Source organism: Pseudomonas sp. Sample_21 (assembly GCF_004307525.1).
In the GTDB taxonomy this organism is placed as follows: Bacteria; Pseudomonadota; Gammaproteobacteria; order Pseudomonadales; family Pseudomonadaceae; genus Aquipseudomonas; species Aquipseudomonas atacamensis.
Window position 1 is genome coordinate 58571 of the sequence record NZ_RCNZ01000115.1, and the last position, 20629, is coordinate 79199.

General features: G+C 60.0%; 21 protein-coding genes. 13 read left to right on the forward strand and 8 right to left on the reverse strand.

The window, feature by feature from the left end; translation table 11 throughout:
- The first annotated feature begins 127 nt into the window (after positions 1–127).
- A complete protein-coding gene (locus tag D8U71_RS22200; RefSeq protein ID WP_024013401.1) occupies positions 128–478 on the forward strand; it encodes a hypothetical protein in 351 nt (116 codons plus the stop codon).
- A gap of 101 nt (positions 479–579) precedes the next feature.
- Here the strand turns inward: D8U71_RS22200 and D8U71_RS22205 are convergent, their stop codons facing one another.
- Positions 580–1005 (reverse strand): GNAT family N-acetyltransferase, encoded by a 426-nt coding sequence (locus D8U71_RS22205; RefSeq protein WP_130888681.1) that lies wholly within the window; start codon positions 1003–1005, stop codon positions 580–582.
- A 152-nt stretch (positions 1006–1157) separates the two neighbouring features.
- On the opposite strand from D8U71_RS22205, the gene D8U71_RS22210 reads away from it, so the two are divergent.
- From D8U71_RS22210 to D8U71_RS22235, 6 genes are all read left to right on the forward strand, one after another.
- Positions 1158–1598 (forward strand): hemerythrin domain-containing protein, encoded by a 441-nt coding sequence (locus tag D8U71_RS22210; protein ID WP_024013399.1) that lies wholly within the window; start codon positions 1158–1160, stop codon positions 1596–1598.
- A 207-nt stretch (positions 1599–1805) separates the two neighbouring features.
- Positions 1806–2441, forward strand: a complete 636-nt coding sequence (locus D8U71_RS22215; protein WP_016775256.1) for a lytic polysaccharide monooxygenase auxiliary activity family 9 protein — start codon at positions 1806–1808, stop codon at positions 2439–2441.
- 99 nt (positions 2442–2540) lie between these two features.
- Complete coding sequence (locus D8U71_RS22220) at positions 2541–3128, forward strand: NUDIX domain-containing protein (protein WP_024013397.1); 588 nt, start codon at positions 2541–2543, stop codon at positions 3126–3128.
- Between the two features lie 148 nt (positions 3129–3276).
- Entirely contained in the window at positions 3277–5004 is a 1728-nt protein-coding gene (ggt, locus tag D8U71_RS22225) for a gamma-glutamyltransferase (protein WP_024013396.1), read from the forward strand.
- Between the two features lie 65 nt (positions 5005–5069).
- Positions 5070–5603, forward strand: a complete 534-nt coding sequence (locus D8U71_RS22230; protein ID WP_110600826.1) for a cysteine hydrolase family protein — start codon at positions 5070–5072, stop codon at positions 5601–5603.
- A 188-nt stretch (positions 5604–5791) separates the two neighbouring features.
- Positions 5792–6808, forward strand: a complete 1017-nt coding sequence (locus D8U71_RS22235; protein WP_130888682.1) for a lysozyme inhibitor LprI family protein — start codon at positions 5792–5794, stop codon at positions 6806–6808.
- Here D8U71_RS22235 and D8U71_RS22240 read toward each other — a convergent pair.
- The gene (locus D8U71_RS22240; protein ID WP_130888683.1) at positions 6775–7119 is read right to left on the reverse strand and encodes a hypothetical protein; all 345 of its coding nucleotides are present in this window, start codon (positions 7117–7119) and stop codon (positions 6775–6777) included. The two genes, D8U71_RS22235 and D8U71_RS22240, sit on opposite strands and share 34 nt — an antisense overlap.
- A 160-nt stretch (positions 7120–7279) precedes the next feature.
- Here D8U71_RS22240 and D8U71_RS22245 point away from each other — a divergent pair, with 160 nt between their 5' ends.
- On the forward strand, positions 7280–8725 hold the full coding sequence (locus tag D8U71_RS22245) for a SulP family inorganic anion transporter (protein ID WP_130888684.1): 1446 nt from the start codon (positions 7280–7282) through the stop codon (positions 8723–8725).
- Here D8U71_RS22245 and D8U71_RS22250 read toward each other — a convergent pair.
- The gene (locus D8U71_RS22250) at positions 8693–10924 is read right to left on the reverse strand and encodes a response regulator (RefSeq protein WP_016775250.1); all 2232 of its coding nucleotides are present in this window, start codon (positions 10922–10924) and stop codon (positions 8693–8695) included. The genes D8U71_RS22245 and D8U71_RS22250 overlap by 33 nt on opposite strands.
- Before the next feature lie 187 nt (positions 10925–11111).
- Positions 11112–11630: a carboxymuconolactone decarboxylase family protein gene (locus tag D8U71_RS22255; protein ID WP_130888685.1), complete on the reverse strand. Its 519-nt coding sequence runs from the start codon at positions 11628–11630 to the stop codon at positions 11112–11114.
- A gap of 131 nt (positions 11631–11761) precedes the next feature.
- Here D8U71_RS22255 and D8U71_RS22260 point away from each other — a divergent pair, with 131 nt between their 5' ends.
- On the forward strand, positions 11762–12577 hold the full coding sequence (locus D8U71_RS22260; RefSeq protein WP_123442139.1) for an AraC family transcriptional regulator: 816 nt from the start codon (positions 11762–11764) through the stop codon (positions 12575–12577).
- 3 nt (positions 12578–12580) lie between these two features.
- Here D8U71_RS22260 and D8U71_RS22265 read toward each other — a convergent pair whose 3' ends face one another.
- Positions 12581–13474 carry a DMT family transporter gene (locus tag D8U71_RS22265; protein ID WP_130888686.1) on the reverse strand — a complete coding sequence of 298 codons (894 nt, stop codon included), beginning with the start codon at positions 13472–13474 and terminating at the stop codon, positions 12581–12583.
- Positions 13475–13563: 89 nt separating this feature from the next.
- Here D8U71_RS22265 and D8U71_RS22270 point away from each other — a divergent pair, with 89 nt between their 5' ends.
- A complete protein-coding gene (locus tag D8U71_RS22270) occupies positions 13564–14895 on the forward strand; it encodes a PLP-dependent aminotransferase family protein (RefSeq protein WP_130888687.1) in 1332 nt (443 codons plus the stop codon).
- 40 nt (positions 14896–14935) lie between these two features.
- Entirely contained in the window at positions 14936–15313 is a 378-nt protein-coding gene (locus D8U71_RS22275) for a cytochrome c family protein (RefSeq protein ID WP_130888688.1), read from the forward strand.
- A 235-nt stretch (positions 15314–15548) separates the two neighbouring features.
- On the opposite strand, the gene D8U71_RS22280 is transcribed toward D8U71_RS22275, so the two are convergent.
- Positions 15549–17204 (reverse strand): diguanylate cyclase, encoded by a 1656-nt coding sequence (locus tag D8U71_RS22280; protein WP_130888689.1) that lies wholly within the window; start codon positions 17202–17204, stop codon positions 15549–15551.
- A gap of 177 nt (positions 17205–17381) precedes the next feature.
- On the opposite strand from D8U71_RS22280, the gene D8U71_RS22285 reads away from it, so the two are divergent.
- The gene (locus tag D8U71_RS22285; protein ID WP_024013386.1) at positions 17382–17717 is read left to right on the forward strand and encodes a hypothetical protein; all 336 of its coding nucleotides are present in this window, start codon (positions 17382–17384) and stop codon (positions 17715–17717) included.
- Positions 17718–17791: 74 nt separating this feature from the next.
- On the opposite strand, the gene D8U71_RS22290 is transcribed toward D8U71_RS22285, so the two are convergent.
- Together D8U71_RS22290 and D8U71_RS22295 are read right to left on the reverse strand one after the other, a co-directional pair.
- Positions 17792–18310 carry a phage infection protein gene (locus D8U71_RS22290; RefSeq protein WP_130888690.1) on the reverse strand — a complete coding sequence of 173 codons (519 nt, stop codon included), beginning with the start codon at positions 18308–18310 and terminating at the stop codon, positions 17792–17794.
- 124 nt (positions 18311–18434) lie between these two features.
- Positions 18435–19004: a chorismate mutase gene (locus D8U71_RS22295; RefSeq protein ID WP_130888691.1), complete on the reverse strand. Its 570-nt coding sequence runs from the start codon at positions 19002–19004 to the stop codon at positions 18435–18437.
- 199 nt (positions 19005–19203) lie between these two features.
- On the opposite strand from D8U71_RS22295, the gene D8U71_RS22300 reads away from it, so the two are divergent.
- Positions 19204–20562, forward strand: coding sequence for an MATE family efflux transporter (locus D8U71_RS22300; RefSeq protein ID WP_130888692.1), 1359 nt, complete (start codon positions 19204–19206; stop codon positions 20560–20562).
- The last annotated feature ends 67 nt before the right edge of the window (positions 20563–20629 follow it).

The window sequence follows — 20629 nt, forward strand, 5'->3', positions numbered from 1 at the left end:
TCCTTGTGTGACTGATGACCATAGGGTGCCGCACCTGCTTGCGCATGTCGCGCATAAAAACAGTAAAGCAGAACGATTTGCCGCGTCGCAGTGCTACAGTCCGCTTTTTTCTCGATGAGCAAATGCAATGCGAATGCTGATGGTAGTGCTGGCGGCGGCCCTGTTGGCCGGGTGCGCCGGTTCGGTGATGAACGATGCTCGCAGCAAGAGCCCGGACAAGGTCCTGACCTCGGACAAGCCGGAGAAAGACGTCGCCCGGTGCGTGCAATTCGCCTGGCAGGACGAAGCGGTGTTTGGCGTCGACGCGGCGGCCTATCTGGAACCGCGCGAGTCCGGCGGCACTACGGTTTATACGCGTTCGGCAGAGTCGTTTGTCGATGTGATCACCGAAGCGTCAGGTACGACCTTGAACTATTACGCGCAGAAGAGTGATTTTGTCGCGATGCGGCGGATGGCGGCGATGGCGACCTGCCTGTGATTATGGGGTGAAGCGGTTGACGCTTTCGCGAGCAGGCTCGCTCCCACAAGTTGTAATGCATTGCACTGTGGGAGCGAGCCTGCTCGCGAATACGGCATGACTCAATCGATCAGGCGCTTCTGAAAGTAGTGCCGCTTGTGCCCCGGTGGGTAGTCAACGATTTCCCCAAACTGGCTGAACCCCAGCTTCCTGTAGAACTCCGGCGCCTGAAAATCGAACGTGTCGAGCCAGAGGCCGTAGCAATTCTTTTCCCTGGCCAGGGCTTCCGCCTGAGCCATCAATTTCGAGCCGATACCCTGTCCGCGACCCTGTTCCGGCACGGACAGCAGCTCGATGAACATCCAGCGAAAAATCATTCGCCCGTACAAACCGCCCAGTATTTCGCCATTTTCGTCTTTGACCATCAAGGCGAACGGCTCGGATTTCGAACCGCCGGTTTGAGCATCGTTGTATTCGATCAGCGGCTGCAGAATGGCCTGACGCTGTTCCTCGGTAGGGCTCTGCGTCAACTCGATACGCAAATTCATGCATGACTTCCTTGTGTAATTGAACGCCCAGCCTAACCCGTCCGGGCAAACGCCTCCAAGCCCTTCGATCGAACAAGCGGAACCGTCAAACCAGCGTTGCGGTCTAGGCTTTTATCGCGTCTTTCCCTGAGCGCGATTGATGAGGAAATCCCGTGAATATTTTTGAAGCCCTGCGCGAAAGCCACGAGCGCCAGCGCACTTACGCCAAGGCTTTGATCGCGACCAGCGGCGACAGCCCTGAGCGGGTCGAGGCCTACAAGCAGCTCAAAGCAGAACTGCAAGCCCATGAAACCGCTGAAGAGCGGCATTTCTACATTCCGTTGATGGAAATCGATGAAGGCGTGGACCTGAGCCGCCACGCCATCGCCGAACACCACGAAATGGACGAGATGATGGAAGAGCTCGACGAGACCGAAATGTCCAGTCCGGCCTGGCTGGCCACGGCCAAAAAGCTTTCCGACAAGGTTCATCACCACCTCGAGGAAGAAGAGCACAAATTCTTCCAGATGGCCGGCAAGCTGCTCGACGATAAACAGAAAAGCCAACTCGCCGGGCAGTACGAAAAGGAGTATCAGGCGCAACTGTCTGAATGACCAAAGGCGACTCGGCGTGTAGGTGTTCAGCTACACGTTGAGTGCGATGCGTCGTCGAGCACTGGTTATGCATCCAGTGTTTCCGGGCTTTTTACGTCTTGCACACTGGGACTGTGACAAAAGCGCCGATGGACAAAAAATTCACCTCCGTTAGCTTGAAGGCCTCTCCTCGGGAAGGAGAGTTCTCAAATCAACGGAGTGAGCAAGATGAATCAGGCAATCCCACAAACCCAACTCAAACACGGTCGTGTCATCTCGCCAGCGAGTCGCGGCGCAGTGGCCATCGACCTCGGCCTGCTCGGCGCTTGGCAAGTCAATGAAATGGAAGGTGGCAAGAACTTTCCGGCCATGGACGCCGGACCTTTCCCGCAACCTTTCGAGACCGACTCGGACAGCGTCGCGCCGCCGGCCGATGGCTACATTCTCAGCGGCGGCAAGACCGATGCCCGCGATTGCGTCAATTACACCGACGACGAGATGAGCAAGAAGCTCGGCCGTTCATTCAACTGGCCGCTGCTGAATGTCGATCCGGGGCAGATTCTCGAGGTCAGCTGGGCGTACACCGCGCCGCACACCACCCGTGGTTATCGCTGGCTGATCACCAAAGACGGCTGGGATCCACAGCAACGCATCAGCCGTGCGCAGCTGGAAACCCAGCCGTTCTTCGAAGACTTCTACCCGCAAGTGCCGTATTACAGCCATGCCGGCGAATTGAAGGCCAAGGTCGATCATCAAGTGAAGCTGCCTGCGAACAAGCAGGGTCATCACGTCATTGTGCTGATGTGGATCGTCGCCAATACCGGCAACGCCTTCTACCAGGCCTTCGACGTCGACTTTCAGTAACCGCGCAGGCTGAACGAGCCCGGTAGCGCTGCCGGGCTTTTTTTGTCGGCGCAATTGATCGACCATGGCAGTCCCCCCATGAAGACAGGATCAGACGCGATGTCCAACACAGCCGAACGGGTCAACATCGTCGACACTCAGGTGTTGTCCCACGACTGGTATCTGTTGAAGAAAATCACTTTCGATTACCACCGCAACAACGGCGAATGGCAGCGCCAGACCCGCGAGGTATACGACCGGGGCAACGGCGCGGCGATTCTGCTGTTCAACCGCGAAAAGCGCACGGTGGTGCTGACCCGCCAGTTTCGTTTGCCGGTGTTCGTCAACGGCCACGATGGATTGTTGATCGAGGTGGCCGCCGGGTTGCTGGAAGGTGCCGCGCCCGAGCAGCGCATTCGTGACGAAGCCGAGGAGGAAACCGGTTACCGCGTGCACGACGTGAAAAAAGTATTCGAGGCGTACATGAGTCCCGGTTCGGTGACGGAGAAACTGCACTTCTTTATCGCTGAATACGACGCGGCGTCCAAAGTCAGCGACGGTGGTGGCCTTGAAGAGGAAACCGAAGAACTGGAAGTGCTCGAGTGGGGCTTCGATGAGGCACTGGCAGCGTTTCAACGCGGCGAGATCTGCGATGCCAAGACCATCATGCTGTTGCAGTACGCAGCGATGAATAACCTCTTCGCTTGATTCGGGCAGGAGCTGCCAACGGCTGCGATGGCTCAGCATACTGGCTGAACAGGGAGGCGCAATACGCAAAGCCGGCCATACTGCTTGTTGCTCCTGAAGTGTTGCCCTGCGTTTTGCGCAGTCCCCAAAAACAAAAAGAGATCGACTCATGAAGTACGAACCTTTGGCCAGATCGCTCATTGCGACCTCCTTGGCGCTCAGCTGTCTCATGGCTCACGCGGCATCAGTGGCGCCGGTTGCGGCGGAAAACGGCATGGTGGTCACCGCGCAACATCTGGCGACCCATGTCGGCGTCGACGTTTTGAAAAACGGCGGCAATGCCGTGGATGCGGCAGTGGCCGTGGGCTATGCGCTGGCGGTGGTCTATCCGGCTGCGGGCAACCTTGGCGGTGGCGGGTTCATGACCATACAACTGGCGGACGGGCGCAAGACCTTCCTCGATTTCCGCGAAAAAGCGCCGCTGGCAGCGACCGCCAACATGTATCTGGACAAGGACGGTAATGTCATTCCGGAACTGAGCACGCGCGGGCACCTGGCGGTCGGCGTACCGGGTACGGTGTCCGGCATGGAGCTGGCGCTGAGCAAATACGGCACCAAACAGCGCAAGGAGATGATTGCCCCGGCGATCAAACTGGCCGAAGACGGTTTCGAATTGCAGCAGGGCGATGTCGAGCTGCTCGAATACGCGACGGATGTGTTCAAGAAGGACATGCGCGATTCCGGCTCGATCTTCCTCAGCAACGGCGAGCCGATGCAGGTCGGGCAGAAACTGGTGCAAAAGGATCTGGCGAAAACCCTGCGGACAATCTCCGACAAGGGCGCCGACGGCTTCTACAAAGGTTGGGTCGCCGATGCCATTGTCACTTCCAGCCAGGCCAACAAAGGCATCATCAGCCAGGCCGACCTGGACAAATACAAGACTCGCGAACTGGCCCCGGTTGAGTGCGATTATCGCGGCTATCACGTGGTCTCGGCGCCACCGCCGAGCTCCGGCGGGGTGGTGATCTGCCAGATCATGAATATCCTCGAAGGCTATCCGATGAAGGACTTGGGCTTCCATTCCGCTCAGGGCATGCACTACCAGATCGAAGCGATGCGCCACGCGTACGTTGATCGCAACAGCTACCTCGGCGATCCGGATTTCGTGAAGAATCCGATCGAGCATCTGCTGGACAAGAATTACGCGACCAAACTGCGCAACGCCATCCAGCCGCAGAAGGCCGGCGTGTCGGCTGAGCTCAAGCCCGGTGTAGCGCCCCACGAAGGCAGCAACACCACGCACTATTCGATTGTCGACAAGTGGGGCAATGCCGTTTCGGTGACGTACACGCTCAACGACTGGTTCGGCGCGGGCGTGATGGCGAGCAAGACCGGGGTGATCCTCAACGATGAAATGGACGACTTCACCTCCAAGGTCGGCGTTCCGAACATGTATGGGCTGGTTCAAGGCGAGGCTAACGCTATCGCACCGGGCAAGGCGCCGCTGTCGTCGATGAGTCCGACCATCGTCACCAAGGATGGCAAAGTGGTGATGGTGGTCGGCACGCCGGGTGGTAGCCGGATCATCACCGCGACCTTGCTGACCATGCTCAACGTCATCGATTACGGCATGGGCTTGCAGGAAGCGGTCGACGCGCCGCGCTTCCATCAGCAGTGGATGCCGGAGGAAACCAACCTCGAAGACTTCGCCGCCAGCCCGGATACGAAAAAAATCCTGGAAAGCTGGGGCCACAAGTTTGCCGGCCCGCAGGATGCCAACCACATCGCCGCGATTCTGGTCGGCGCGCCGTCACTGGACGGCAAACCGGTTGGCAAGAATCGCTTCTACGGCGCCAACGATCCACGGCGCAATACCGGCTTGTCTTTGGGTTACTGAGCGGAGTAAAAAGGGGCGGGCGCAGGTCCGCCCTATTCTCAAGGACTGATCAAGGAAGGCTCGACATGACCACCGCATTACTGATCATCGACGTCCAGCAGGCGCTGTGTGCTGGTGAATATCAGTGCTTTGAAATCGACCGCGTGATCGCCACGATCAATGATCTCAGCCAACGCGCCCGTACGGCTGGCGTTCCGGTGGTTTTGATTCAGCACGAAGAAAAGGACGGCTCATTTGTTCGCGGTGCTGAGGGTTGGCAACTGGCGAAAAACCTTCTGACTTCTACGAAAGACCTGCGCGTAGACAAAACCACCGGGGACTCTTTCTACCAGACCGATCTCGGCAAGCTGCTGCCCAGCGAGGACTTCGAACGCCTGATCATCTGCGGCCTGCAAACCGATTACTGCGTCAACGCCACGGTGCGCAGCGCGCATTCACTGGGCTACGACATCGTCGTCGCGCGAGATGCGCATTCAACGGTCGATAACGGCAACATGAGCGCCGAGGACATCATTGCCGAACACAACAAGGACTTCGCCGCCCTGACCAGTTCCGTGGCACGAATCGACGTCAAACCGGCAGCCCAAATCACCATCTGAACCCACATAAAACCCCTGTGGGAGCGAGCCTGCTCGCGAAAGCGCTGTGACAGCCAACATCAAACCGACTGATATACCGCCTTCGCGAGCAGGTTCGCTCCCACAGGGGTGAGCAGGCTCTACGACAGCGGCGATTTACGGCAGCAGCACTGGCATAATCCCCGCCGCCCGAAGAATGGAATCTCTCGATGTTCGCTATCTACCTGCGTCACGCCGTGGCGCTGACATCTCTCGTCCTCGCCTGCACCGCCCATGCCAGCAGTTTCGATTGCACCGACGCCACCAGCAAAACCGAAAAAGCCATCTGCACTGATCCCTACCTCTCAACCCTTGACGACAAGCTCGCCGAGCAATGGCGGACCACGCTGGGCAAAGTTGCCGATCCCAATATGCTGAAAACCGACCAGCGTCAGTGGCTGAAAAGCCGCAACGCCTGCGGTGCCCTGAGCGCGTGTCTTCGGCGCGAATACCTGATGCGCCTCACTGAGCTCGATCACGCGGTTCAGCCCTTCAGTTGGGATGCCACCTGGCAACTGATTCCGCGCGGCACCTCGACCTCGGCGACCCTTGTCACCCAACGTCGTAATGCCACGCATATCGCCATCGATATCTCGGCAGGCGAGGGCGCCAATTCCGGAGACTTGACTGGCGTTGCCATACTCAAGGATGGAACAGCCGTGTACGCCGAGGACGCCTGCAAACTCGCTTTCACGCCCATCAATGGCGTACTGAACGTCACGCAAACCGGTGCGGACTCCGACTGCGGCGGAGGCATGGGCGTGTATTACGCCGGTCGGTATGTCGCCTCCGAACAACCGCTGAAGCTGGATTACGATCTGCTCAGCCTGGGTCTGGCTCGCACGCCCGCAGAAGATCAGGTACTGCGTTCGCTGCTCAAGACCGACTACCAAAAACTGGTAGAGACCTCCGGTTCCTTGCAGGTCGGCGAAGACTCAAAAGATGTGCCCGATGCTCAGGTTGTAGAAATGTGGATGCGCGGTCTCGGCGGCATCGGGATCCTGATGAGCGCGGCCGATGCGCAGGTCTGGCTGATCTTCAAAAGCTACGATGACCAGAGCCATGAACATCTGCGGTACTACACCAACGTGGCGAAGTGGAAGAAGCGGCTGCCCGATGTGCTGCAGGGCTGGTATGACCGCATGCACGAAAGTCAGTCGTCTCTGGTTCTGGAAATGATGCCCTGAGCCACAACTCCATCCGCCCCACGCAATAACCGCTCGATCTGCGCCAATTCCCACGTGCTGAGCAGACTCACCGGGTCCGTGCCATAACGCTGCCAAGTGTCCAGCGTCGCTTCATCCCCGGCGCAGTTGCGCGCGTATTCACAGTGATGCAAGTGTCCCTCGGCGAAGTCCAACCGCAGATGCCAGCCCTCGATATCAACGGCAATCAGCCCGGTCTCGGACATTACCTGGCAGACTTCGAACCCAAGCACGCCCAGCGCAGCTTCGCGCAGGCGCTGACACACATCACGGGCGGACAAAAACGCTGACATGCTGCGACTCGATTCGATGGACAAGCCTGCAAGGATAAGGCCCGCGCCACCCCATGTCAGCGTTTCACTGGCCCGAGGCTGAACAATTCCGTAACATTCGCCTCCCTCTTTTTTCGCGAAAACAGCAGCCGTGCCCAGCGGCCGCTCAGTCAGGTAAGCCATGAAACCGATTCGTCTGCGCGCCGATGTCCTCGCCGGACTCACCACCTCGTTCGCCCTGTTGCCCGAATGCATTGCTTTCGCGCTGGTCGCGCATCTCAATCCGCTGATGGGCCTGTACGGCGCGTTCATCATTTGCACGCTGACGGCGTTGTTTGGCGGTCGACCGGGCATGGTTTCCGGTGCGGCGGGTTCGATGGCGGTGGTGATCGTCGCGCTGGTGGTGCAACACGGCGTGCAATATCTGCTGGCAACGGTGCTGCTCGGCGGTCTGATCATGATGGCGTTCGGGCTGTTGCGCTTGGGCAAACTGGTGCGCATGGTGCCGCATCCGGTGATGCTCGGTTTCGTCAACGGCCTGGCGATCATCATTGCGCTGGCGCAACTGGAGCACTTCAAAAGCGGCGAGCACTGGCTCAGCGGTACGCCGCTGTATCTGATGACCGGGCTGGTGCTACTGACCATGGCCATCGTTTACATCCTGCCGCGCCTGACCAAAGCGGTACCGCCGGCCCTGGTGGCGATCCTTGGTGTCGGCCTGCTGGTCTACCTGTTCGGGCTGCCGACCCGCACCCTCGGCGACATGGCGCACATTGCCGGCGGTCTGCCGACGTTCGCCATGCCGGACATTGCGTGGAGCCTGGAAACGCTGCGCATCATCGCCCCGTACGCGATCCTGATGGCGATGGTCGGCCTGCTGGAAACCCTGCTGACGCTGAACCTGACCGACGAGATCACCGAAACCCGTGGCTATCCGGATCGCGAGTGCGTAGCGCTCGGCGCGGCGAACATGGTGTCCGGGGCGTTCGGTGGCATGGGCGGTTGCGCGATGATCGGGCAGACCGTGATCAATCTCAGCTCCGGCGGGCGCGGGCGCTTGTCCGGCGTGGTTGCCGGCGTGCTGATTCTGTTGTTCATTCTGTTTCTGTCACCGCTGATCGAGCGTATTCCGCTCGCCGCGCTGGTGGGGGTGATGTTCGTGGTGTCGCAGCAGACCTTCGCCTGGGCGTCGTTGCGGGTGATCAACAAGGTGCCGCTGCACGATGTGCTGGTGATCATCGCCGTGACTACCATCACCGTGTTCACCGATCTGGCCACGGCCGTGCTGTGCGGGATCATCATCGCTGCGCTCAACTTCGCCTGGCAGCAGGCCCGCGAGCTGTATGCCGATGAACATCTGGAGGCCGACGGCAGCAAGCTCTATCGCCTGCACGGCACGCTGTTCTTTGCCTCGACCACGCCGTTTCTCAATCAGTTCGACCCGGCCAACGACCCGGCCAAAGTCACTCTCGACTGCCGACACCTGAGCTTTGTCGATTACTCGGCGATCGCCGCATTGAAAACCCTGCGTGAACGCTACGCCAAGGCGGGCAAGCATCTACAGGTGTTTCATCTGTCGGAACGCTGCAAGAAATTACTCAAGCGCGCCGGCGTCGATCACGACTGACGCCGCTGGTTTTGCGTCCTTGAGCCAGGTCTTGCCGAGAATCCGCGAGACCTGTTCGGCGGAGTAGGGCTTGGCGAGAAATTCAAAACCTTCGTACCCGCTGCGCGCCAGTTCTTCGCTGTAGCCGGAGGTCAGAATCACCGGCAGATCGGGGCGGCGCTGGCGCAGTTCCTTGGCCAACGCGACGCCGGTGATGCCCGGCATGACTACGTCGGAAAACACCGCATCGAACGCGCTGGCATCGCTACCGGCCAACTGCAGGGCTTCTTCGGCGTTGGTCGCCCACGCGGTTTCATAGCCCAGATCCTGGAGGATCTGGTTGGCGAAACGGCCGACATCGAGATTGTCTTCGACCACCAGCACCCGGCGTTTTTCGCAGGCCGGCTGCACCTCGCCATCGTCCTCTGCCTCGTCCATTTCTGCCTCGATCGCCGGCACTTGCGGCAAATACAAGGTGAACTCGGTGCCTTGACCAAGGACGCTGGAAACATCGACGTTGCCGCCCGATTGCTTGGCGAAGCCGAACACCTGCGACAGCCCCAGCCCCGTGCCTTTGCCGACAGCCTTGGTGGTAAAGAACGGCTCGAAGATGTGTTCGAGGGTGTGTGCGTCGATGCCGGCACCGGTGTCGGCCAGGGCAATCGACACGAAATGGCTGCTGGACCCAGCGTGGCCGCGAATCGGCGGCAGCGCTTTATGGCACTCCAGGCGCAATTTCAGCTCACCCTGACCATTCATGGCGTCGCGAGCGTTCAGGGCGATGTTGATCAATGCTGTTTCGAACTGACTGAGATCGACGCGGATGTAGCAGGGGTGATCCGGGCGCTCGACGCACACGTGAATCTGCGCGCCGGTGACCGATTCGAGCATCTCGCCGATGTTTGCCAAACGTTCGCCGGCGTCGACTACCTGCGGATTGAGCGGCTGACGGCGGGCGAAGGCGAGCAACTGGCTGGTCAGCTTGGAGGCCCGCTCGACGGTGTCGGACACCGCGCGCATGTAGCGCTGGCGGCGTTCTTCCGGCAGGTTGGGCTGGCGCAGAAAATCCACCGACGAACGAATGATCGTCAGCAAATTGTTGAAGTCATGGGCGACGCCGCCGGTTAATTGGCCGATGGCTTCGAGCTTTTGCGACTGGCGCAACGCCGACTCGGCCTGGGCCAGACGCAGGCTGCGCTCTTCGACCCGTTGCTCCAGCGTGGCATTGAGTTCGGCCAATGCGAGCAGGCCCTCGCGCACGTTCGCATCGGCGCGCACCCGTTCGATGTGCGCCCAGCAACGTTCGGTGACTTCGCTGAGCAGCGCCTGTTCGAAGCTCGACCAGACACGCGGCACTTTGTCGTGAATGGCCATTAACGCGGTAAGACGGCCTTGCTTGATCAGCGGCACGCAAATGGTGGCGGTGATGCCTATGCCCTGAAAGGTCGCTGATTCTTCCGGCGGCAATTCGCTGCGGTTGTCGTGGATCACCAACGGTTGACCCGCGCGCAGAAGACGTACGGCTTTCTCGCCGAAATCGCGCAAACGGTAGTGGCCGACGATGCTCGGCGAACCCGGCGCTGCATAGTCGCCGCGAATGGTGAAGCCATCCTCGTCGGCATCCATGTCGGCGTAGGCGCAATTGGACAGACGCAGTTGCTCGACCATCAGCCGCGTGCTTGCCGCCAGGATTGCTTGCGCATCCGTGGCATTGGTCACCGCTTCGCCGATGGCATCGAGGACGGCCAGGCGTCGGTTGAGATAAACGGTCTGGGTGGTCTCGGTGACGGTGTCGATCATGCCGACGACATTGCCGTGGGAATCACGAATCGGGCTATAGCAAAAAGTGAAGAACGCCTGCTCCGGGCCTTTGCCGCGTTCGATCTGCAGAGCGAAGTTTTCGATGTAAGTGGCCTGGCCGGCGTACGCGGCCTCAGCAATCGGGCTGATCTCGTGCCAGGCTTCCTTCCAGATGTCGCTGAAAGGGCGTCCCAACGCGTGCGGCTTGTCGCCGAGAATCGGTACGAAGGCGTCGTTATAGAGTGTGATGAGTTGCGGGCCCCAGACGATCGCCTGAGGAAAATGCGAGGCGAGACTGAGCGAGACAGTGGTCTTGAGTACATCGGGCCAGTTTTCCAACGGGCCGAGGGGCGAATTCGCCCAGTCGTGACGGCGGATCTGCCCGGCCATCTCGCCGTTGTCTTGCAACCAGTCTGTCATGGGGTTCGTGTCTTTCCGGGGCATTTGTCTGAGAACAAAGACCTGCGCGCAGGGTGTTTGGTTTCAGCGCACCAGACACTGTTTGCGCTGCGAATTATTCTGACCTACATCATGGCAGCAAAAAACAGCGCTGGCGAAAAGAGCATCTTTTCGCCAGCGGATTTTTCTTCAGTTCGTGAGCGACTGCTCAGGCCTCGACGGTCGGGAAATCAATGTCGGTCAGCGCCGTGTTGTTCAGGTAGTTGGTCAATGTCTGCACGGCCACTAGGGCAATGACTTCGATGATCTTGCGGTCATCGATACCGGCAGCGCGGGCAGCGGCCAACTGTTCATCGCTCAAGTGGCCACGGGTTTCGGTCAGTTGGCGGGCGAGGGCGGCGTAGGCATTCAGTTCGCCTTGACGTGCTGCGATGATGTCCTGCGCCGACAGCCCGGCTTTGCCGGCAAACACGGTGTGTGCGGACAGGCAATAGTCGCAACCGTTGACCTGCGAAGTGGCGAGGTAAACGGCTTCTTTCTCTCTGCCGCTCAATGAGGTCTTGCCGAGGATGGCCGAGGCTTGCAGGTAAGTGTCGAATGCAACCGGCGCTTGGGCGAGGGTGGTGAAGACGTTGGGCAGGAAGCCGATTTTTTTCTTCACGCCTTCCAGTGCAGGACGGGTGGCATCGGTGGCGGTGTCGAGGCTGATTGCAGGGATGCGGCTCATGGTGATTCTCCGAAATTCCGCAGCGAAGTGCAGCGGCGATGGAGAGATCTTAGGGGCTGCCAATGGCGCCTTGGCGGCAAATCGTCGAGGATATGCGGCAGATCGTCCAGATATGCCTTCGGGAGTCAGCCATGGATCGCCTTTCCACATTACTTAGTCATTTCGGTGTGAACGCCGGCACCTTCCATAGCGGCGCGTTTTGCGGCGTGAGCGTTCACGAAGGCGAACCGGTCGGCCATGTGCATGTTCTGCAAGCCGGGGCGTTGCTGCTCAAACCGGGCAACGAGCGGGAAATTCGCCTGGAAGAACCGTCGCTGATTTTCTTTCCCCGGCCTTTCACTCACCGGATGTTTGCCGACGAGGCCATGGCCAGCCAAGTGGTGTGCGCCTCGCTGACCTTCGACGGTGGCTCGGGCAATGCCTTGGCCGCCGCGTTACCGGACTATCTGGTGTTGAAACTCACCGACATCCCGGAATTGCGCAGCACCCTTGACTGGCTGTTCAACGAAGCTTTTGAAGGGCATTGCGGGCGCGTGGCGGTGATGGATCGTCTGTTTGAATTGCTGGTGATTCTGCTGCTGCGCCATCTCATCGGCAGTCGAGATCAGCAACCGGGCATGATGGCCGGACTGGCTGATCCGCGCGTGTCTCGCGCCTTGAACCTGATCCACGAGCAGCCGCACAAGCCTTGGAGTGTCGCTGATCTCGCGGCGGCGGCGAACCAGTCCCGCGCCGGTTTTGCCGAGCAGTTCCGCCGTGTGGTCGGGCAGACGCCGGCCGATTACCTGCTGAGCTGGCGCGTCAGTCTTGCGCAGAAACGCCTGCGCGAAGGCCGCCCGATTGCACTGATTGCCGAGGAGGTTGGATACGAAAGTCCGTCGGCGCTGGCCCGGGCATTTCGGCGCAAGACCGGTCTCAGTCCACGGCAATGGAAAGCCGAACACTGAACATTACTTGGCGAATTTCTTCGCTCCGCCCACGCAAAGAATCACCCCCAGCGTGACGCCGAGCATGCCGACACTGACCTGCTCATGCAACAACGTCGCCGCCAGTGCCAGACCAAAAAACGGCTGCAGCAACTGCAACTGCCCGACCGCTGCGATTCCACCTTGTGCCAGACCGCGATACCAGAACACGAAGCCGATCAGCATGCTGAACAGCGACACGTAGCCCAGGCACATCCACGCAGGCAAGCTGATGTCGGCGAACGAGGCGGGCGCCAGCCACAGGCTCAGCACTGTCATCAGCGGTAACGACAACACCAGCGCCCAGCAGATCACCTGCCAGCCGCCGAGGCTGCGCGACAGTTTCGCGCCTTCGGCGTAACCGAGGCCGCAGGCCAGGATCGCCGCGAGCATCAGCAGATCGCCGGTGGGCGAGGCGCTCACGCCTTGGGACAGGGCAAAGCCCACCACCAATGCGCTGCCCAGCACTGAAAAGATCCAGAACACTGGACGTGGCCGCTCACCGCCACGCAAGACACCAAACATCGCCGTGGCCAGCGGCAGCAATCCTACAAACACAATCGAGTGCGCTGACGTTACGTGCTGCAATGCCAACGCGGTCAGCAGCGGGAAACCCAACACCACGCCCAGTGCCACAATCAACAGCGACAGCCACTGATGGCGCGACGGTCGCGGTTGCTTGAACAACAGCAGAAGTGCTACGGCCAGTGCGCCGGCGATCGCTGCTCGCACCATGGTCAGAAACACCGGATCGAATTCCAGCACCGCCAAACGTGTGGCCGGCAGCGAACCGCTGAAAATCAGCACGCCGATAAAACCGTTGATCCAGCCGCTGGTTTTTTCCAGCGCCGGGTGGGCCGCAGTCGATGTTGTGTGCATGTCGGTCGCGCTCAAAAAGTGGCTTGTGTCGCCGTGATCCTATGGTCGAGAATCAGCACAATCAAAAAATTGTCATGGATACAGCCGACATGCCGCGTTCCCGTTACAAGACCCTGGTTGATCGCTATGCGGCAGACATTCGTGGCGGACAATTGGCGCCGGGCACGCGACTGCCAACGCATCGGCAGCTGGCGAGCCAGGAAGGTCTGGCGCTGGTTACCGCTTCACGGGTTTATGCCGAGCTTGAAGCGATGGGCCTGGTCAGTGGCGAAGCCGGGCGCGGCACGTTTGTTCGGGAAACGTCGCTGGCGCCGTGGCAGGGCATCGATCAGAAAGACGTGGCGGTCGGCATGATCGACCTGAATTTCAACTATCCCTCGTTGCCAGGTCAGGCTGAACTGTTGCGCACGGCGTTGCGCCAACTGGCGTTGTCCGGTGATCTGGAAGCGTTGTTGCGTTATCAACCCCACGCCGGGCGTGCCCACGAACGCGCCTCGGTCGCGCGACATTTGTCGACACGCGGCGTGACCGTTGAAGCCGACCAGGTGCTGATCGTCAATGGCGCTCAGCAAGGTTTGGCGGTGACGCTGATGGCTCTGCTCAAACCCGGCGATGTGATTGTCGCCGATGCGCTGACCTATTCGGGATTCAAGGTGCTGGCCGACGCGCTGCATCTGGAAGTGCTGGCGATCCCGATGACGGAGCACGGCCCGGATTTGCCGGCACTGGACAGACTCTGCCGCCAGCGTGCAGTGCGCGCCGTATACAGCATGCCGACGCTGCACAATCCGCTGGGCTGGGTCATGCCACTGGAACAGCGCGAGCAATTGGTGGCGATTGCCCGGCGGCACGATCTGACAATCATTGAAGACGCTGCCTACGCGTTTCTGGTCGAAAACCCGCCATGTCCGTTGATTGAACTGGCACCGGAACGGACGTTTTACGTATCGGGCCTGTCGAAAAACATCGCCACCGGATTGCGGGTCGGCTTCATTGCCGCGCCGCTGCCTCAAGTGCCCGCACTGGAGCGAGTCATTCGCGCGACGACGTGGAACACGCCCGGGGTGATGACCGCCATCGCGTGCGGCTGGCTCGACGATGGCACCGTCACCGTGCTTGAGGCGCAGAAACGTCGTGATGCTACGGCGCGACAGGCCTTGGCCGCCGAGGTACTCAAAGGGCTGCGCTACATTGCTCATCCGGCCTCGTATTTTCTCTGGTTGCCGTTGCCCGAAGATGTGCGTGCCGATCAGATCGTGGTCGAGTTGATGCAGCAGCAGATTTCGGTCACCAGCGCCGAGCCGTTTTCGCTGTCGGCCCATACGCCCCATGCGATTCGTCTGGCGCTCGGCTCGGTGGAGATGCAGGTGTTGCGTCAGGCGTTGATCACCGTCAGAACGGTTGTCGGCGCTTATCTGTAAACTGCGCCCACGCCATGCAAAGCGAGGTTTGGACTGTTCAATGAAATTCACCACAGCACTGCTTTTCGCCCTGATCTTCAGCACCAGCGCACAGGCTGAGGGCGACCCTGAGGCCGGGGCGGAAATCTTTCCGCGTCTGTGCGGCGGTTGCCATCAGGTTGGCGAGTCGGCTCGTTCGGGGTTTGGTCCGCAGTTGAACGGCGTCATTGGCCGGGCTGCGGGGACTTCGGCAAATTATGTTTATTCCGATGCGATGAAGAACTCGGGGATTACCTGGGATCGGGCGACGCTGAAGGCGTATCTGAAGGATCCGAAAGGGGTGGTGCCGGGGACGCGGATGATTTTCTGGGGGCTGAGTGATGAGGAGAAGCTGGAAAATCTGTTGGCTTATCTGCAGAGGTTCAGTGCTGAGCCCTAGTCGGGCGATGGTTTCCTGGCTGATTGAGTACATAGCCATTGCTGCGGTAACGGCTGCTTAGGGTTCCGCCCTTACGGCGGGTCACCTTTTTTTGCTTTTCTGTGGGAGCGAGCCTGCTCGCGAAAGCGGTTCTCCAAACGACCCATATTTCCGCTTTTACCCCATCCCTGTGGGAGCTGGCTTGCCAGCGATGGGGTCGGTGAGCCGGCCTGTCTCTGGTTGATATACGCCGGTGTCAGTGGGCATGGAACGCGACCTGATTGCGCCCCGCAGCCTTCGCCTGATACAGCTGCTGATCGGCACGTTTGATCAGCGTCGTATGGTTGTTGTCCGCCGGATCTGCCAGGCCGAGGCCAATACTCACCGTGACGTTGCCGACGCCGGGAAACTGCGCTTCGGCCACCGCTGCGCGAATCTTTTCGGCGACGACTTCCGGGGTGTCGGGTTGCGCGACTTCCGGCAGCAGTACGGCGAACTCTTCGCCGCCGTAGCGGGCGACGAAATCGGTGCTGCGTACGCTGTTCTGGATCAAGGTCGCCAGTTGTTGCAGGACCTCGTCACCGACCGCGTGGCCGTGGCTGTCATTGATGCGTTTGAAGTGGTCGGCATCGATCAGCAGCAGGGCAAACGGGCGTCCGGTGCGTCGGGACAGCAGCGAGTATTCAGTGATTTTTTCGTCAAACCGGCGACGGTTGTAAACGCCGGTCAGGCCGTCGTGAGTGGCCAGGCTCAGCAGCTCGGCGTTGGCCTCGGTGAGTGCGGCGGTGCGTTGCGCCACGGTGGCTTCAAGCGAGGCGTTGGCTTCTTGCAGTTCGCGTTCCTTGCCGAGCAGTGACTGCGTCATTGCGTCGATGGACTGGCCGAGCTGGGCGATTTCCAGCACCGGATGCTGGAGCTGGAACTGTGCGCCGGACTGGTTGTTCTGCACTTGTTTGGCCGAGCGTGCCAGTTGTTCGATCGGCCGGCTCAGGTACAGCGCCAGATAATAAGCCACCAGACCGAAAACGATGGCGGCGAAAACGCCGAGTATCAACAGTTCATATTGCAGCATCCGCGCCGGTTGCAGCGCAGTCTCCAATGGCTGGCGAATGGCGATCGACCATGATAGCGCCGTGCCCGATGGCGTCGGCACGGTGACCATGCTGGTCAGGTAACCGTTGGCCGCCGTCCAGCCCGGCAATATCGAATCGCCGATCGCCAGCTGTTGGCCCATCAGCGCTTCGGGGTAGAGCACCTTGCCATCGTGGTCGACGATCAGCGCCTGAATATCCGGCGCCGAGTTCTTGTGGGAAAACGCCGCCGACTCGACGATTCGCGTCACCCAACTCCAGTGCGCATGTGCGCCCAGCACGCCAATCACCTGCCCTTCGGCATTGTGGATTGGCGCGGCGAAATCGATGAAGCGCAGCGGCTCGCCATTGGGCAGGCCCGGCAACAACTTGGCCAGCAACACTGCTTCGTGGGGATCGCCGGTGTATTGCCGGCGCAGGCCGATCTGGAACCACGGGCGTTTTTGTACTGATTGACCGACCAGCAGATCATTGACCGCCTGGCGCACGTTGCCCTCGGCGTCGGTGACGCCCATCCACGCATATTCGGCGCGCGCCTGGGTGCGCAACTGCATCGACTTGAGGATGGCTGGATTGTCCAGATCGCCACGCTCCAGATGCGGCGCGCGACTGAGCAGATAGACCTCCAGTTGCCGCTCGCGCAGCTGCTCACCCAACAACGTCGCCGCCGAGCGCGCCGTGTTCAGCAACGCGTTGCCGCTGGCCTGTTTCATTTGTTCGGTGGCGATATGACCGACATAAAAGCCGACGCTCAATAACGTCAGCAGGGACAAACCGCCGAACCACAGGGTGAGATGGCTACGCAGACTGGCTTTGAACATGGAGGCGGGTGTCTGTCTTTATTGAAGTGGCGCCATGGTATGCGACATCGCCGACGGCGGGCCAGCGAACGGGTTCAAGTAAATACAAAGAAGATTGATGCCAATGAGCCATCATTTTGGTTAGAATGCGCGCCGCCCGAGAGACGGATCCCGGGCGTTTCCCCATGGAGTTTTACTGTGAAATACCTCAGCAAAGTAGTCGCCGCCGCACTGTTCGGTGTGGTTCTGGCAGGTTGCACCGGCGCCCCGATGAAAACCGCCCATTACGACAGCAACCAATACACCGTGGTTGGCCACAGCGAAGCATCGGCCACCGGCCTGCTGCTGTTTGGCATTATCCCGATCCGCCAGAACAGCCGATTTGTGCGCGCGCAAAACGCGGCCATCCAAGCCAAGGGCGGCGATGCAATGATCAACACGCAGGTTCAGGAAAACTGGTTCTGGGCCTGGGTTCTGACCGGCTACACCACCACCATCTCCGGTGACGTGGTCAAGCTGAAAACCGCGCAATAAGCGACGGCTGAATGCAAAAAAGCCCGGCTGATCAGGCCGGGCTTTTTCATGGGTGTTGCGGTCATGCAGTAGATTCATGCAACGCGGCGCTCGATCAGACGATCAGAGCCACCTTCAGCGACGCGGCGCTCGATCAGACGATCAGAGCCACCTTCAGCGACGCGGCGTTCGAGCAGACGATCCGAACCACCTTCAGCAACGCGGCGTTCGATCAGACGATCCGAACCACCTTCGGCAACACGGCGTTCGATCAGACGATCCGAACCGCCTTCGGCAACGCGACGTTCGAGCAGACGATCCGAACCACCTTCGGCAACACGGCGTTCGAGCAGACGATCCGAACCACCTTCGGCAACGCGGCGTTCGATCAGACGATCCGAACCGCCATCAGCAACGCGACGTTCGAGCAGACGATCTGAACCACCTTCGGCAACACGGCGTTCGAGCAGACGGTCCGAACCACCTTCAGCCAGACGGCTTTCGATCAGCTTGTCCGAGCCGCCTTCAGCGACCAGGGTGTGAGCAGGCGTTACTGCAAAAGCGTTAACTGCGAAAACCGAGAAAGCGATGCCGAGAAGGGTTTGGCGTTTCATGATCGTGTGCTCCAGAAAGTTGTTTGTTTGTCTGGAGCCGATGTTACGCCGCGCAGTTTTTATGAGAACTTCATTGACGTGATGGTGAACATCGACGCCGATGATGTTTGCCAGGAGCGTTGATTCAGAGCGCTTTCGCCCGGATGCACAACTCGCCGCTGGCACGAATCAGCGCCAGGTCATGCAGCGAATCGGCGGCCAGACCGTTGCGGACATCGGCCAGCCAGGCCGGGCAATTCGGATCCTGGCGATAGGGCGCGAAGGCGGCGTACTGCTGCAACAAGCGCTTTTGCAGTTCATCCAGGCGCGGGCGGATCTGTTTGCCCAGATCCGGACGCGGTGTGTCCGGTGCAGCACCTGCCGCTTGCCATTGCGCGAGCAGACCGTATTGCACCAGTTTGTTCGCTTCCATCTGTGCGGCGATCAGTTGCGCGACGTCGTCCGGATCGAGTTTGTGTTCGGTGGCCAGAGTTCGGGCATTGGCGATGACCTGCGCCTCACGCGGGCTGTCCTGAATAGGCTTGCCGCTGTCCCATTTGGTCAACGCAACCAGATCACCGATGCTCAGGCGTTCATTCAAAGTGGCCAGTAGCGGTTTCAATGAAGCAGGCGCTGCTGCGGGTTCGGCTGCCTGCGCGTAGGCGGCCGACAGAGCGAGGAGGGAGCCAAGCAGAAAATTTGCAACGTTACGCATGAACCGAGCCTCAATAGTACGTGTCGACAGAGTCGCTGATTTACCACAGCCGCAACACTGACACAAAGCGATGCGCGGCATTTACACAAATGCAAAACAGACAATCAACACCGTCTGGAAATGTTGATTGCACGCTGCACGCAACTCACCGAAGCTATCGTCAATCAGGCCTGCCGCCGTCGAGATGGACCTCCATTCAATGCATAGCGCCACCTTCGCCAAACCGCTCTGGCAAACCTATCTGCTGTTTCTCGCGCCGATGGTGCTGTCGAACTTCCTGCAATCGATGTCCGGGACGGTCAACAGCATCTACATCGGTCAGATGCTCGGCACCCAAGCGCTTGCGGCCGTATCCGGCATGTTTCCTGTCGTGTTCTTTTTCATCGCCCTGGTCATCGGCCTCGGCGCTGGCGCAGGCGTGTTGATCGGCCAGGCGTGGGGCGCGCGCGAAACGCACATGGTGAAGGCGATTGCCGGAGCGACGTTGCTGCTGGGTGTGTTGATCGGTTTGGTCGCGGCGGTGCTGGGCACGGTGTTTGCGCGACAGGCACTGACGGGGTTGGGCACGCCGGCGGATGTACTCGACGACGCGGTGGACTATGCCCACGTCATGTTGTGGATTCTGCCATCGCTATTGGTATTCGTACTGTTCACCCAATTGCTGCGTGGGGTCAGCGATACGCTGTCGCCACTGCTCGCGCTGATCGTCTCCACCGCCGTGGGGCTGGCGCTGACGCCGGCGTTGATTCGCGGCTGGCTGGGTTTGCCGCCATTGGGCATTCAGAGCGCGGCGTATGCCGGGCTGGCGGGGAATCTGTCGGCAATGGCGTGGCTGGCCTGGCGGCTGATTCGCAAGCGCCATCCGCTAGCGCCGGATCGAGAGTTCTTCGCCGCGCTGCGATTGGATCGGGTCATTCTCGGCAAGGTCCTGCGCATCGGCCTGCCCACCGGGGTACAGATGATCGTCCTGTCGTTATCGGAGCTGGTGATCCTGGCACTGGTCAATCAGCACGGCTCGCAAGCGACAGCGGCGTATGGCGCAGTAACGCAGATCGTCAACTATGTGCAGTTTCCGGCGCTGTCGATTGCAATCACCGCATCGATCCTTGGTGCCCAGGCAATCGGCGCCGGGCATCTGCAACGCATGGGTCCGATCCTGCGCACCGGGCTGTTGATCAATGTGTGCCTGACCGGTGGCCTGATTGTGCTGGGTTATCTGTTATCGCACTGGTTGCTGGGCCTGTTCCTCACCGAGGACTCGACCCGGGCGATGGCCGAGCACCTGCTGCATATCATGCTCTGGAGCCTGTTGGTATTCGGTTTCCAGGCCATCATCGGCGGGATCATGCGCGCCAGCGGCACTGTCCTGGTGCCGGTGGTCATTTCGATTATCTGTGTGGTCGGCGTGCAGTTGCCGGCGGCTTACTGGCTCGACGGGCAGTTCGGTTTGCAGGGTGTGTGGATGGCGTTCCCGGTTGCTTATCTGGGAATGCTGATTTTGCAGACCCTGTATTACAAATTGGTGTGGAAGCATCAGAAGATAGAGCGGTTGATATAGGCGCTGGCATAACAACGGGTTGTTTGCTTAAGTCAACCAAGGCCCTCGACGACACGCCGCCCGGAGA